The organism is Myxococcus sp. MxC21-1, assembly GCF_032612255.1.
In the GTDB taxonomy this organism is placed as follows: Bacteria; Myxococcota; Myxococcia; order Myxococcales; family Myxococcaceae; genus Myxococcus; species Myxococcus virescens.
Map to the genome: position 1 here is coordinate 4,934,618 of NZ_CP123278.1, position 14,388 is coordinate 4,949,005.

The following is a 14,388-nucleotide window of genomic DNA, read 5'->3' on the forward strand; positions in this document are numbered from 1 at the left end:
CTGGCCAGCCGAAGAAAGGCGCCGAACAGGCAGGCAGCCAGCCAAATTCCGCTGGCGGACGCTTTCTACTCCAGGGCTTTACGGCACATGTAGCGGCCTGTAGCGGAAATTTTGCCGGACGCCCCAAGAGGGTGTATTGCGCTCGTCTGGTCGCTTGCCGGAGTTCGAATGGTCGATAGCACGGACCTCGCGCAGGTCCTCCACGAAGCGAATGACATCGCACAGAGCGTGGTGCAGAGGGTCACCTCCGCCCACGTGCTCCTGGCGCTCTTCACGGTGGAGAACCGTGCTCAGCTGCTGCTCAAGGAGCGAGGCGTGGACGAGGACGCCATCCTCCAGTTGCTGACGGCCGCTCCCGCGGAGCCGGACAGCCTGCTCCGGGAGCTGCGCGAGAAGACCCGGGAGATCGCCTCCAATGTGGGCTCCCAGGAGGCGGACTGCCTCCACCTGCTCATCGCCGTGGCCCGGGTGCGCTGCGCGGCCCAGGAGCTGCTGCTGCAGGCCGGGCTGGACCTGGGCGGCCTCATGCGCGTGGCAATGTCCTACTTCACCAGCGGTCACATGCCGCGCCGCCTCCAACTGGGCCGGTCACAGACCCTGGGCCCCCGGCCCGCGAGCCGCCCCCTGGGCGCGCCGCCGTCTCCCCTTCCGGCCTCCGCCGTCACGCTGAGCCTGCCGCGCTCCCGGCCCGGCGTCCCGCCGTCGTCGCCCCCGCCCTTCACCGCGCCGCCACCGCCGCCGCGCTACAGCACGCCCGCGCTGTCGCCGCGCGATCTCATCGACGTGGACGAGGAGCCTGAAACGCCGCCGCCCGCCCCCGTGGCACGCGCCGCGCCGTCCCCTATCCCGACCTCCACGGCGGCCCCTGCACCCGCGGGCCGGCCGGCGCAGTCCGCCGCCGCGTCGCCCGTGCTCGACGCCAAGGCCTACCCCCTGCTCACCTCGCTGGGCCGCAACCTGAGCCAGGCCGCCCACGAGGGCCGCCTGGACCCGGTGGTGGGACGCGCGCGCGAGGTCGAGGAGGTCATCGACATCCTGGGCAAGCGGCGCACCAACAACCCCTGCCTGCTGGGCGAGCCCGGCGTGGGCAAGACGGCGGTGGTGGAGGGCGTGGCGCAGCGCCTGCTCGAGCTGCGTGGGTCGCTGTCGGAGAAGGTGCTGGTGGAGCTGGACATGGCCACGCTGGTGGCCGGCACGCAGCTGCGCGGCTCGTTCTCCGAGAAGCTCAACGCGCTGAAGGAAGAGGTCCGCCGCGCCGAAGGCCGCGTGGTGGTCTTCATCGACGAAATCCACACGCTGGTGGGCGCGGGCTCCACGGGTGACGGTCCGCAGGACGCGGCCAACGAGCTGAAGACGGCCATGGCGCGCGGTGAGTTTCCCTGCATCGGCGCCACCACGCACGACGAGTACCGCAAGTTCATCAGCACCGACCCGGCCCTGGAGCGCCGCTTCACCGCCGTGGTGGTCAACGAGCCTTCCGTGCCGGAGACGGTGGAGATCCTCCGCGGCATCATCGGCCGCTACGAGGAGCACCACGGACTGCGCTACACGCCCGAGGCGCTGGAGGCCGCGACGTCCCTGGCCAGCCGTTACGTGACGGACCGCTTCATGCCGGACAAGGCCATCTCCGTGGTGGACCTGGCGGGCAGCCGCTGCCACCGCGAGGGCCGCGACGTGGTGGAGCCCTCCGACGTGGCGCGCGTGGTGGCCAAGCTCGCGGGCGTCCCCGAGGAGCGCCTGCTGATGAACGACTCGTCGCGTCTGCTCCGGCTGGAGCAGGACCGGCGGAGCGCGTCATCGGGCACTCGGAGGCCGTCACGCGCATCGCCCGGGTCATCCGCCGCAACTACGCGGGCTTCGCGTCGCGCCGCCCCATGGGCAGCTTCCTCTTCCTGGGCCCCACGGGCGTGGGCAAGACGGAGATGGCCCGCGCGCTGGCGGACGTGCTGTTCGGCAGCCGCGACTCGCTGGTGCGCCTGGACATGAGCGAGATGTCCGAGCAGCACGGCGTCTCGCGCCTCATCGGCTCGCCCGCCGGCTACGTGGGCTTCGGTGAGGGCGGACAGCTCACGGAGCCCGTGCGCCGCCGGCCCTCGTCGGTGGTGGTGCTGGACGAAATCGAGAAGGCGCACCGCGAGGTGCAGATGCTCCTCCTCCAGGTCCTGGAGGAAGGCCGCCTGACGGACGGCAAGGGGCGCCACATCGACTTCTCCAACACCGTCATTGTCATGACGACGAACCTGGGCGCGGAGGCCTTCTCCCGCACCGGCCGCCCGGTGGGCTTCGGCGCGGACTCCGCGGGCCCCGGGGACGCCATGGACATGGCGTCTTCGGTGGCGCGCAAGGCGCTGCCGCCGGAGCTGTGGAACCGCATCGACGAACGGCTCCCCTTCCGCCCCCTGGCGGAGGTGGAGGTGGCGCGCATCGCCACGCTGCTGCTGGAGGAGAGCAGCAAGCGCCTGACCACCGAGCGCGGCATCGGATACGTGGCGGGCGACGACGTGGTCGGCCACCTGCTGAAGTCCGGCGGCTTCGACCCGCAGTTGGGCGCGCGCCCCATGCGGCAGATGGTGCAGCGGCTGGTGGAGGGCCCCTCGCGGAGCGCATCCTGTCGGGTGAGTTCGTCACGGGCGACCGCGTGCGCATCGCGGTGAACTCCGGACAGCTCCACTTCCAGCGCGAGCGATGAGCCCCGGCCCCCGCCGCCGCGCAGGGCCTTCGAAACGGCGCCCACCCGTCGTGATTGTCGGGATGGGCCGCCTGGGTGGCGCGCTCGGGCTGGCGCTCCAGGCGAAGCGCTGGCCCGTGCGCATCCACTCCCGCACGGATGAAGGCCGCGAGCGCGCGGAAGCGCTCGGCTTGAAGACGGCCGCACCCGCGGACCTGAAGCGGGCCCGCGTCATCCTCCTGTGTGTTCCGGACGCGGCGGTACCCGCCGTCGCACAGGCGCTGTCCACCACCCTCCCCGCACGGCCGCGCTGGTACACACGGCGGGCGCGCTGTCGCTCGATGCGCTGGGCACGGCCAAGGGCCGGAGTCGCGGCTCGTTCCATCCGCTCTGCGCTGTCTCCTCGCCACGTGATTCGCTGGCGGGCAGCACCGTGGCGGTGAGCACTCCGTCACGCACGCTGCGGGAGGTGCTGCGGCAGATGGCGGCGGACGCGGGGCTCCGCGTCATCGAGGTGCCAGAAGCCCACCGCGCGGCCTACCACGCGGGCGCGGTGCTGAGCGCTGGAGGCCTGGTGTCGCTGGCGGATGCGGCGGTGGCGGCCCTGGGCGCCGCGGGAATCCCGCCAACGGACGCACTGGCGGCCCTGTTGCCGCTGATGCATTCAGCGCTGAGGGGACTGGAGACCCGGGGCCTCGCGGGGGCCTCACCGGGCCCATCGTCCGCGGAGACTCCGGCGTGGTGGCGGCGCACCTGGAGGCGCTCCCCGCGGACGTCGAGTCCCTCTATCGGATGCTGTCGCGGCGCGCGCTAGGGCTGGCCGGAGACCGGCTGGAGCCCACGTCGCGCGCCGCGTTGGAGCGGCTGCTCAAGCCGTCAGGATGATGGAACCCTGCAGGGCCTTGCGCACCACGGCCAGGGCCTGCTCGGACGCGGCCTCGGCCTCGGTGAGCCGGCGAAGGGACAGCTCGCCGCCCTGAACCTGCGTCACGGAGCGCTTCAGGTCGGAGAGCAGCGTCAGCGCGGCCTGCAGCATCTCCTTGCCCTGCGGCGACTCGGTGGCGGGCTTGCCGGCCGCCTTCGCCACGTACTCCGTGAAGCGCTGGAGCGTCTCCGCCGTCTTCGCGGGGTCGAACTGCTCCAGCAGCGGCTGGATGCGCGAGGCGTTGATGCGGATGAGGCGAAGCGCGCCCACCCGGCCGAAGCCCGGGTGCACCAGGCCGATGTCACTCATCTCGAACGCGCCCAGCAGGCCCTCGTCGGGGGCCTTGTGCGCATGCGGCACCAGGTCCACGAAGAGCGGCAGCGGGTCCGCGCCCTGGCGGAACATCTCCAGTTCCTCCTCGTCCAGCGGCGGGAAGTTGGCCGGGGTGCCGATGAACAGCAGCGGCAGCACCAGGTCGTGCCAGAAGTCCTCGGGCGCCGAGCCCGTCCCACCGATGGTGCCGAACAGGTGCGCCATCAACTCCGCCAGACGCGGCGCGCGCTCGGCCTGGTCGATGAGCGACTTGGTGGTGTCCAGGCGCTGGAGGGACTGCACGATCTGCCCCTCGAACTGCTGGCGCGCCTCGGGAGGCAGGGGCGGCTGGGTGCGGCCCAGCGCGTTGCGCACGTCCCGAGCGAGCCCGTCCGGCTTCGTCTCCAGGGCCGTGGCGGCCTTCTTCGGATCCAGGACGACGAACTGGAGGAACCCGGGGTCGAAGAGGCGCTGGTAGTCCACCGGCGTCAGCTTGGGCGCCTGGCCTCCCAGGGCCTGCGCCGGATTGCCTCCAAAGCGGGCCTGTCCCAGCGAACGGCGGATGTCCGAGGCCAGGTCTTCCAGGCGGGCCAGCTTGCCCTGACCCAGCGAATCCATCACCGCGCCGAACGGCGACAGCATGATGATGGCCTCCGGGAAGCCCAGCGTGGCGCCCTCCGGCGAGTCGCGGTTGGGGAACCAGAAGGCCTGGTGCTCCTGGATGAGCCGCAGGGCGAACGCCCCCGCCAGGCCCAGCGCGATGGTCTGGTGCTCCGGCTTGTTCACCTGGAACTGGCCGCCAGTCAGCTGCGCGATGGCGGGCTCAACCTCCCCCCAGGGTGCCTTGAGCAGATCGACCGGCTTGCCGGTGGCCTGCTCCAGGGCAGCGGCGACCTGCATCTGGGCATTGTGAACGTGCTGCGGAACGGGATGCGCCTGGGTGGCGGGTTCGGACATGGCGGAATCCAGACTCGGAAATAGGAAGGCGACGGGGCCATCCCTTACCGTGAAATTCGCGGTCGTGGCTACGATTTGTGGCCTGTAGGATGGCCTGCATGCCCGCTTCCCGCTGGTGGCTTCGCTGGGCTGTCCTCGCCACCTGTTTCCTGCTGACAAACGGCGGGTGTGCCTTCGTCACACCCCGTTTCCCCCAGAACATCCAGGCCTCGTTCACTCGGGACGAGATGCGCAAGCTCACCACGGAGTCCCTGGAGCTCTACTACCCCGCCCAGCTCCGGGGCGCGGCCCTGCGCATGGCGTCGCGGCTGGAGGGCTGCGTGGCCCGCCTCCACGAACAGACGTGGCGGAAGAAGAAGCGGGACCGGGTGCTCGTCTACCTGACGAGCTCCAACTTCAACAACGCCTACGTCGTCCCCGACTACGCCAGCACGCCGCAGCAGATGGTGATGCCTTCCCACCTGACGCTGGAGCTGTTCCACCTGTTCAACCTGGGCGAAGTGGACGTCGGCGACGTGGCCTGCCACGAGGCCGTCCACTACGTGCAGCTCCAGCAGACGGACGGGGTCTGGGGCTTCCTCAACCTCGTCACCGGAGGCTTGTTCCAGCCCAACTCCTATACGGAGTCGTGGTTCCTGGAAGGACTGGCCACCTACTACGAAGGGCAGTTCGAAAAGGACGCGGGACGGCCCCACAGCCCCATCTGGCGCGGCTGGTACGACTCCGTGGTGCAGGCCACCGGAGGACGGCTGAACCCCGGCTACCTGTCCCCCGAGCAGCGTGCGCTGGACCCGTTCGGCGGCAACTACATCACCGGAATGCACTTCGTGGAGTACCTCGCGAAGCGCTACGGGGAGGCGAAGCTGTGGAAGCTGGTGGATGAGCAGGGCGGCTCCTTCGTGCCTCCGCTGGCGGTGACGCTGCGCTTCAAGCGCGTGTACGGGCGAGACATCGGCTCGCTGTTCGCGGAGTACACGCAGTCGCTGCGAGAGAACCTTCAGGTGCGCGAGCGGCCCTCGGCGCAGCGAACGTGGGTGTCCGACGCGGGCTACTTCTCCCGGCTGGCCTCGCACGCGGCCAGTGGAGTCACCGCGACGGTGGGCGTGGGCCGGGAGCGCTACACGCGGTTGACGGTGCTGGAGCCGGATGGCCGCGTGCGCTTCGAACGGCCACTGGTGGAGCTGCTGCCCGGGCGCCGCTGGGTGCTGGGCTCCCCGACGCTGGTCAGCGGCATGTCGTTCAGCCGCGATGGCGCGTGGCTGTACCTGGTGATGGCCGACCTGAACACGGAAGGGGGCTACACGGCGAGGCTGTGGAAGGTGGATGCGCGAACGGGTGACGTCGTTCGACTCTGGGACGACGTGATGGGGATGGGCGGCAGCATCACGCCGGATGGAACGGCCTACGTCTACGTCCGCGTCGATGGGGATTCGGCCAACGTGGTGCGGCTGGATTTGGAGACGGACACCCGGAAGGCCCTCACCGACTTCGGCGCCAGCACCTCCGTGGGGCCGCCCGCGGTCGCTCCGGATGGCGAGCGGGTCGTCTTCCCCCTCTCAGGGGAGGCGGGTTGGGACCTGGTTCTGCGGGAAGCGGATGGACGCCTTCGGTGGCTGACGCGCGATGGCCGCTTCAACTACTCGCCCAGGTGGCTGGATGATGAACGCTTCGTGTTCCTCCGGGAGCACGAGGGACGGCTGCAGGCCCACGTCCTCACGGTGGCGACGCGGGAAGTGGTTCGCATCACGGACGCGCCGCACCTGGTGATGGACGTTCATCCCGTGGGAACCGAGGAAGTGGTGTTCCTCAACCGGGACGGTCTGAACTTCACCATCGACCGCGCCCCACTGGTGCCCATTGCGCCGGTGGAGGCCGACACTGGCACGGCGCAAGTGGAGGTGGCAGGGCACGCGGTGCTGGCGCAGGCCCCCCACCCTTCAGCTCCATCTCTCGAGACCGAACCCGGAGCACCCCGGCTCCCTGAAGTGCGCACGGAGACTCCGGCATCGGAGTCGGAACAGGCGCCCACGGCCGCACCTTCCGAGTCCGAGTTCGCTGCGTTCCCCATCCCCGGCGCTCCGGTCCAGCCCGATGCGGCGCAACCGCCCTCACCATCAGGGACCACGCCGGGCCAAGGAGCCCCGCTATCCGGACAGCCGTCCACCAGCGATGAGGCGTCACCACCGCCAGAGGCCACGTCGGACCACGGAGCGCCGCCCTCCGAGGAGCCGCCCACCCGTACCGCCGAGGGCGCTGTACCTTCACCGCCTGCCCCTCAGTCGGAGCAGCCTGCCACCGAGGACACCGCGCCGCCGTCCCCATCTCCCGCGGCCGAAGACGCGCCCACGGCGCTCACGGCGCTCGACGCTCCTGTCGAAGCCCCGCCTGACCCGGGCACGGAGCTCCAGATTCTCTCGGACGAGCCCTACTCGCCGCTGGAGCGCTTCTTCATCCCCGAGCTCCGCGTGCCCTACCTGCTCGCGGGAACCGACCCCGACAACACGGACGACACGTACACGATGGGCGGGCTGGCCCTGGCGGGACAGGACCGGCTCGGCTTCCATGCGTACTCGCTGCTGCTCTCCTTCGACACGCGAGAAGACGCCCCCAGCCTCTCGCTGGCCTACGGCAACGCGCAACTCGCGCCCTGGTACATCCAGGTGTCGGGCGCGTACATCCGCCAGAATCAGCGCACGGACCTTCAGGCCACGGCCTTCGCCTCGCGCTCCTTCTGGACCACGCCAGTGACCTTCGGCGTGCTGGCGCTGCGCCGCGAGTACGACGCTACGGACCGCGACCCGCGCATGCTGACGCGCATCGTCGGCCCGGAGGTCTCCGTGTCGTACTTCGCGGGTGACGCCACGTCCTACGGCAGCACCCAGCGCGGCCTGGGCATGACGGCGGCCGCGGGTGTGTACCCCGGCGCATTCCTCCGGGACTCCACCATGGGCGACGTGCGCCTGGGACTCGACGCCTTCACGGGGGCCTGCCCTTCACGGGGCGCGACAACCTCCGCCTCACCGCGGTGGGGCGCTTCCTCCCCGGCGCGCCGTCCGGGCTGCTCCAGGTCGGCGGCCTGAGAGCGGGGCAAATCTGGTACACCAACCGCGAGAGCCAGCAGACCGCCTCCCTGCCCCTGCAGTTGCAGCCGGGCATCGCCTTCAGCGAATACCTGCGCGGCTACGAGGACCTGGAGATTCGCGCGCGCGACGCGCTCATCGGCTCCGCGACGTACCAGTACCGGGTCCCCATCGACTACGGATGGGCCTCCACGCTGTGGCTCTTCCCGTCCCTCTTCGTGCGCGACGTCGGCGTCGAGGCCTTCGGCTCGCTGGCCCGCACCGACAACCGCGCCAACCACGCGGCCGTGGGGGCCTCGGCGTCACTGCACCTCACCTTCGGGCAGGCGGTTCCGGTGTCCCTCTATTACCAATACGCCTACCGCTTCGAGCAGGGCCTGGACCACCTGCACCTCATCGGCCTCGGGCTCTGACCCGGGCTTGCCCCTCAACCTGCTCGCGAATCACGAACCTGGGTTGAACACTCGCGTGTCGCTTACAGCCCCTCGTCCTTGCAGAGGTCGTCCTGCAATTCCGTCAGCGCCTTCCGCGCCCGCATGGGCTGGCAGGTGTTGGCCAGGAAGTAGGACGAGGCGCCCACCGTCGCGCTCTTGAGCCTCGCGCCGAGCGCCGACCAGCACCATTCGAACGCCACCTTCCTCGCATCACCCGCGCGGGAATCCGTCGCGGGCAGGTCCAGTGCGGCCAGCACCGCCTCCGCGAGCGCCTCGTCCTTGCAGGCGCCGGCCTCCTTCCCACCCCGCACCGCCGAGGCGAAGAGTGGCATCGCGACGTAGGCGAAGTGGCCCCGCTTCACGAGCCGCGCGGCCTGGAGCGTCGACTCAGCGCTCGCGTCCCCCGTCAGCTCCCGGTACGTGTCGATGCAGTCACTCCGCTCGAGCGCGAGGCAGCGCTCCAGGTCCTTCAATCCTCGCGCATCGCGCGCCGAGGAGAAGCTGGGCGCCTTGGCGAGGAAGGCATACCGCTGCCCCAGCGTGCGCGCCTTCCGGGCGGTGGCGAACGGGTCCTTGTCGTCCGGAGCCATCGCCGATTCGACTTCGGCCGTCGCCGCTTCCGTCACGAGCGCGCGCCATGTGTCGGTGCGCGAGGTGGGAGGAACGTCCTCCGCGCGCTCCAGCAGCTCCGCCCAGGACTTCTGCACGGCCAGCGCACGGAGGTCTTCGAGCGTCGCCGCCGGGCGAGCCAGCACCGGCGCCGCCAGGAGATACGTCAGCACCATGGGCAGTCGACGCTTCACTTGAGCCTCCCGTCCAGAAACGCGGGCCCCTCGGCCGCGCCCCTTGAGTGGTGGTGAAGATGAGCGCGTCGGCCCCCGCTCGAACGCGAGCGCAGGCCCGAAGCGACAGGTGAGGACCGTGACATCCTTCACGGCGGCACAGCGAGCCCGGGCCCGCGTCGCGAGCGGCGCACACGCCGCCCAGACGTCCAGCTCCGCCATCGCCGCATCGTCGAAGGTCTTCCAGTCGAACGTGAAGGTCGGTGACGTGCCACACGCCTTGCGCAGCGCCGCCATGGCCTCGGCGGCGCGCGCGGTGTACTTCTTCTCCAGGTGGGGCCAGGCCTTCTTCTCGAAGGCCGCGATCCTCCCGGACTCCCGTTGCAGCAGATGCGCGGACAGCACTTCGGACGCAGACGCCTTGCCCGTCGCATCCTGGCTGAACTTGACGCGGAAGGATGGCTTCCCGGGAACGAAGGCCTCGTAATCACCAGCGCGCTGGGACAGCAGCACCCAGTCCGCGCCGCGATGACGGACGACGTAATCGACACCCCGCCCCGTGTCCCGGGCCTTGCCGCGCACCGAGAGGCCATCCTGCTCGGAGTCGGTGCCCTGAAGCCGCAGCACCACCTCCGACGCCTCCCGCGGCGCCAGCGTCACGACCTCGATGGACTGCCCGTCGGTGCCCCGATAGACCTTGAGGCCCAACGACTCCAGTGACTCCGCCGCCACGGCCCCCTGGGCCCACAGCAGCAGGAGCACCATCGCCATCCTCCGCGCCATGCTCAGTTCAGCGCCTTCTCGAGGGTCGCCTTGGTGTTGTCCTCGATGTTCGTGTGGTCCACGCTCATGCGGTACGTCAGCGTGCCCTTGTCGAGCGAGAGATTCCGCAGCGTCGCGTCGTTGGTGCCGTCCTTCTTCTCGGGCGGCTTGACGCCACCGAACAGGCACGACACGCCGGTCACCTTCTTCGCAATCGCCTTCTTGTAGGCCGAGCGCTCGCACATGCTGGTGACCCCATTGATGGCCGCCTCACAGTAGGAGCTATAGCTCGAGCTCGCCCAGGCCTCCGGCTTGAAGTTCTGGAAGTCGGTCTTGACGGTGAGCTTGGTGCCACACTTCTCGTTCGCGGCAGCCAAAGCCTCGGAGATCTTCTCCTCGAACGACGCCTTCGCCTCCTCCTGCGCGGGCTTGAGATCCTCCTCGGCGAAGGCAGACGTCGACAGCAGGGCCACGGCGGCGAACACGATCTTCGAATTCATGTGATGTTTCCCCAGGAAAGAACAACCATCACGAGTTTCAAACTGCCCTGGTTTTTACGCAAGTGCATCAATGGAATAGAAGCCGCGGAGGTGCCGAGGAGGGGCGCTGGCGGGCGCACCACCTGAACGGCGGGGCAGCATGGCGAAGGTCGAGTCCGACGGACGGCGGCGCTACGGCGTCCGCTTCAGGCCGTAGAGGCCGTGCTCGCGCGCATAGGCAATGGCGCGCGCGGGCACCAGTCCGACGGCGCCTCGCCGCGCGCGAGCAGGTCGCGAATCAGCGTCGACGACACCTCCGCCAGCGGCGGCCCCAATGTGTTCGGCGCCGGGTACCCCGCGCGGTTGAGCACCATCACCCGCGACAGCTCCTCGATGCGGTGGAAGTCCTTCCAATGCGGAAGGTCGCGCAGGATGTCGCTGCCGATGATGATCGACCAGCGGATGTCCGGATGCCGCGCCACCAGCAGGGTCAGCGTGTCCACCGTGCGGCCGGAGAGTCCCGGCTCCTGTTCGATCCGGCTCGTCTTCAGCCAGCCCGATGTCTCCGCGCACAGCGCATCGCACATGGCGACGCGATGCTCGAAGGGCTCCATCTGCTTGCCGAACGGGTGCTGCCAGGACGGCATCAGCCACACCTCGTCCACGTCCTGGGTGGCATGGACGTACGTGGCGGCCATGAGGTGCCCCACGTGGGGCGGGTTGAACGAGCCTCCGAGGAGCGCGACCTGCACGGCGGGCCTCACATCACTTGAGGGACAACTTCGGGGACTTCTTTTCCAGGACGATGACCTGGGGCTCCACTATCGCGTGCCCATCCAGGCGGAATGCGGAGAAGCGCAGGTTCCGGTCCACCTTCTCCAGGAGCGCACACGTCTGCTCGGCGGCGCCCACCAGTCGCCCCGGCGTCAGGAAGTAGCGCGGGCCAATCTGCACCACCTTGGGCTCCGGCTCCTTGCCGTGGACGAAGAGCTGCGCGTTGAGCAGGTCATCCCGCGTCAAATCGTTCTTGTCATGCACCACGCAGCACAGCGTGTCCCCCATCAGGTCCATGACCTTGTTGCTGATGGAGGGATCTCTGTACTGGAGCGATTCGCGCTCGGGCACGCGGATGAAGCGCTCCATGACGAGCCGGCGGTCGTCCTCCGACGCCACGTCCGCCGGAGCCTCCGCGCGCGACGGCGTGCGAGGCAGCGCAGCCTGGCTGCCCAGCCAGTTCGTCACGTCCGCCAGGAAGTCCGCGTCCGAGTACTCACGCCCGCCCCGGCTCTTCTGCCGCCGCCACAGCACCCATTCATCCAGGTCCGTGTAGCGCGCGCCCGCGAAGAGAAAACGCCGCGCCCCCTTGGAGCGCAGCAGCTCGTAGGCCGCGTCGAAGGCTTCGAGGTCCCCATGGCTGTCGGAGAAGACGCCGATCACGCCTCAAGCGTATAGCAGGTAGGACGTCCTGTGACGTGCGAACGTTTCCGTCTGAGCGGAGAACCCCTCCAGCAACCGCTCCAGCGGCCACCCCGCCTCGATGCCTCGGCGCACCTGGTCCGTCCCGCAGAGCAGGTCGAAGGCCGGCACATCCTCGACGAACTCGTAGGCATCCGCGCGCCAATCGAACGAGCCCGGGCCAATGTCATGCAGCGCCTGGAAGATGGCGACGCCGGTGCGCAGGGGCTGGAAAGCCTCCCGGTCCGTCACGTGGATGAAGGCGCCGTTGCAGGACTGCCCCGTGTACTTGTCGAACGTCGGCGTGAAGCCCACTGCCCGGAAGGCGACCCCGGGCAGCTCCTCCTTCGCCAGCCGCGCCAGCAACTGGTCCGTGTCCACCCACGGCGCCCCGAACTGCTCGAAGGGGCGACAGGTGCCACGGCCCTCCGAGACGTTGGTGCCTTCGCCCAGACACATGCCCGGGTACACCAGCGCGGTGTCGGCGGTGGGCATGTTGGGCGACGGCGAGATGAAGGGCAGCCCCGTCTCCGACCAGAACTGGCCGCGGCGCCAGCCTTCGCACGGCACCACCGTCAGGTCGCAGCCGAAGCCCTCCTGGGCGTTGAAGAGGCGGGCCAGCTCCCCCGCCGTCATGCCGTGGCGGTTGGGCAGCGCGTACAGACCCACGAAGGAGCGGAAGCCCTCCCCCACCAGGTTGCCTTCCATCGCCACGCCGTTGAGCGGGTTCGGCCGGTCCAGCACGTAGAAGGGCACGCGGGCCTTCGCCGCGGCCTTCATGGCCAGCGCCATGGTGTAGACGTAGGTGTAGTAGCGGCTGCCCACGTCCTGGATGTCGAAGACGAGCGCGTCCAACCCCTGGAGTGACTCCTGCCGGGGCGACAGCGATTCGAAGGTGGAGCCATAGAGGCTGTACACCGGCACGCCGGTGCGGCGGTCCTTCGCCTCGTCCACGGCGACCATGTACTGCGCCTCACCCCGGATGCCGTGCTCCGGACCGAAGAGCGCAGCCAGCGTGACGCCGTCCGCGCCCGACAGCAGGTCCGCCAGGTGGCGGAAGCGAGCATCCACGCTGGTGGGATTCACGATGGCGCCCACGCGCTTGCCCTTCAACGCGGAGAAGCCCTGCTCCACCCACACGTCCAGTCCCGTCTTCACCTTCGTCACGGCGTTCCCTTCCTCAGCCAGCCCCGAGGGCCGGCACATCAACGCTCCTTGAAGCCCTTGAGCGCACTGTCCGCGGCCGCCTTCGAGTCGCACTTGGAAATGCCGAACAGGCCCGTCCGCACTCCGTCATCGGGCCCACCGTCGGACTTCAGGTCCTCCAGCGCGCTCACCGCCCGCTTCAGCTGGAGCCGGCCTACCGTGGACGCGGCATCCGAGCGCACGTCGCATCGCGCATGCGACAGCATCTCGATGAGGCGGTCCTCCGCGGCGCGGCTGCCGGCCTTCACGGCCGTGGCGTAGACCTTCAGCGCGTCATCGGGCTTGCCCGTCGCTTCCGTCAGACGGCCCAGCAGGAAGTTGCGCCGCCCGGAGTCCTCCTCCTTCATGATGAGGGTCCGGGCGTCCTTGGCCAGCGCGGTCCGCTCCTCCTCCGGCGCCCGCTCCACCGCCTTGATGGCGCGCACCGTCTCGTCGCCACTGAACGTCAGCATCGCGACGCCCGCGAGCACGACGGCCGCGCCCACGCCCACCAGCATCCGGTGCTTCTGGACCTGCGGCGGAAGCGTCGCCATGCCGCGCGAAAAGAGCGAACCGCCCACCGTGCGCGCCTGCCGACCGAGCTCCGCGGCCTGCTGGCCCAGCACCGTGGCACCCGCGGCCGCGCGTTGGCTGATGACCGCGGCGCCCGCCGCGGCCCGCTGCCCCAGCACGGACAGGTCCACCTGCGCCCCCGGTGACGAAGCCTCCGCCACGCGGGACAGGGCCAGGTTCCCGAAGGGCGGCATCGTTTCGGAGCCCGGCGTCTCGGCGATGACGCTGGCCGCGGGAGCCTCCACACGGTACGGCGCCCGGGGCACGTGGAAGACGCGAATCTTCCCCGGAATGCCCTTCAGCTCGTAGGCGCCCACTTCCTTGGAAGGCACCTCGGCCTTGTTCATCGCCAGGTAGACGGCCTCGGTGAAGTACACCTCGCCCGCCTCGGCGATGCCCTCCACCCGGGCGGCGATGTTGACGGGCTCGCCGAAGATGTCGTTCCCGTCCAGCCGCACCTCGCCCACGTTGATGGCCACGCGGACGTGAATCTGCTCCGACACCTCCACCGTCCGGTTGTGGTGCCACAGCCGATCCTGGATGGCGATGCCGCTGAGCACCGCCTGGGTGGGCGATTCGAAGGTGACGAGGTACGCGTCACCGATGGACTTGACGATGCGCCCGCCAAACGCCTTGAACAGCGGCGCCAGCAGGGCCTCGTGGACCTGGAGCAGGCGCTGGTTCTCCTCCAGCGTCTGCCGGCTGGTCCGCTCGGTGAAGCCCTTGATGTCGGTGAAGACGATGGCGAGGTTGGCGGTCTTCAAAGCCCGCGCAGT

Annotated in this window: 8 protein-coding genes and 3 pseudogenes; 4 read left to right on the top strand and 7 right to left on the bottom strand. The window is 69.7% G+C overall.

Annotated elements, in window-relative coordinates; all coding sequences use genetic code 11:
- Nucleotides 1-168 precede the first annotated feature (168 nt).
- Nucleotides 169-2,689: pseudogene (locus QEG98_RS21980) on the top strand (AAA family ATPase).
- 62 nt (nt 2,690-2,751) lie between these two features.
- Nucleotides 2,752-3,553: pseudogene (locus tag QEG98_RS42045) on the top strand (Rossmann-like and DUF2520 domain-containing protein).
- Here QEG98_RS42045 and QEG98_RS21995 read toward each other — a convergent pair.
- Nucleotides 3,537-4,862, bottom strand: coding sequence for a hypothetical protein (locus tag QEG98_RS21995; protein ID WP_316562704.1), 1,326 nt, complete (start codon nt 4,860-4,862; stop codon nt 3,537-3,539). The pseudogene QEG98_RS42045 and the gene QEG98_RS21995 sit on opposite strands and share 17 nt — an antisense overlap.
- A 98-nt stretch (nt 4,863-4,960) precedes the next feature.
- Between QEG98_RS21995 and QEG98_RS22000 the strand changes: the two genes are divergently transcribed.
- Entirely contained in the window at nt 4,961-7,942 is a 2,982-nt protein-coding gene (locus QEG98_RS22000) for a hypothetical protein (protein ID WP_316562705.1), read from the top strand.
- Nucleotides 7,888-8,355 carry a hypothetical protein gene (locus QEG98_RS22005; protein ID WP_316562706.1) on the top strand — a complete coding sequence of 156 codons (468 nt, stop codon included), beginning with the start codon at nt 7,888-7,890 and terminating at the stop codon, nt 8,353-8,355. The genes QEG98_RS22000 and QEG98_RS22005 overlap by 55 nt, the downstream gene beginning before the upstream one ends.
- Before the next feature lie 62 nt (nt 8,356-8,417).
- On the opposite strand, the gene QEG98_RS22010 is transcribed toward QEG98_RS22005, so the two are convergent.
- The 6 genes and pseudogenes from QEG98_RS22010 to QEG98_RS22035 form a co-directional block, all read right to left on the bottom strand.
- The gene (locus QEG98_RS22010) at nt 8,418-9,923 is read right to left on the bottom strand and encodes a hypothetical protein (RefSeq protein ID WP_316562707.1); all 1,506 of its coding nucleotides are present in this window, start codon (nt 9,921-9,923) and stop codon (nt 8,418-8,420) included.
- Nucleotides 9,924-9,943: 20 nt separating this feature from the next.
- Entirely contained in the window at nt 9,944-10,420 is a 477-nt protein-coding gene (locus tag QEG98_RS22015; protein WP_316562708.1) for a hypothetical protein, read from the bottom strand.
- Between the two features lie 171 nt (nt 10,421-10,591).
- A pseudogene (nadD, locus tag QEG98_RS22020) lies at nt 10,592-11,163 on the bottom strand (nicotinate (nicotinamide) nucleotide adenylyltransferase).
- Nucleotide 11,164: 1 nt separating this feature from the next.
- Nucleotides 11,165-11,836, bottom strand: a complete 672-nt coding sequence (locus QEG98_RS22025) for a hypothetical protein (RefSeq protein WP_316562709.1) — start codon at nt 11,834-11,836, stop codon at nt 11,165-11,167.
- 3 nt (nt 11,837-11,839) lie between these two features.
- The gene (locus QEG98_RS22030; RefSeq protein ID WP_316562710.1) at nt 11,840-13,060 is read right to left on the bottom strand and encodes a DUF1343 domain-containing protein; all 1,221 of its coding nucleotides are present in this window, start codon (nt 13,058-13,060) and stop codon (nt 11,840-11,842) included.
- Nucleotides 13,060-14,376 (bottom strand): adenylate/guanylate cyclase domain-containing protein, encoded by a 1,317-nt coding sequence (locus QEG98_RS22035; protein ID WP_186817643.1) that lies wholly within the window; start codon nt 14,374-14,376, stop codon nt 13,060-13,062. Before QEG98_RS22035 ends, QEG98_RS22030 begins: the two co-directional genes overlap by 1 nt.
- Nucleotides 14,377-14,388 lie beyond the last annotated feature (12 nt).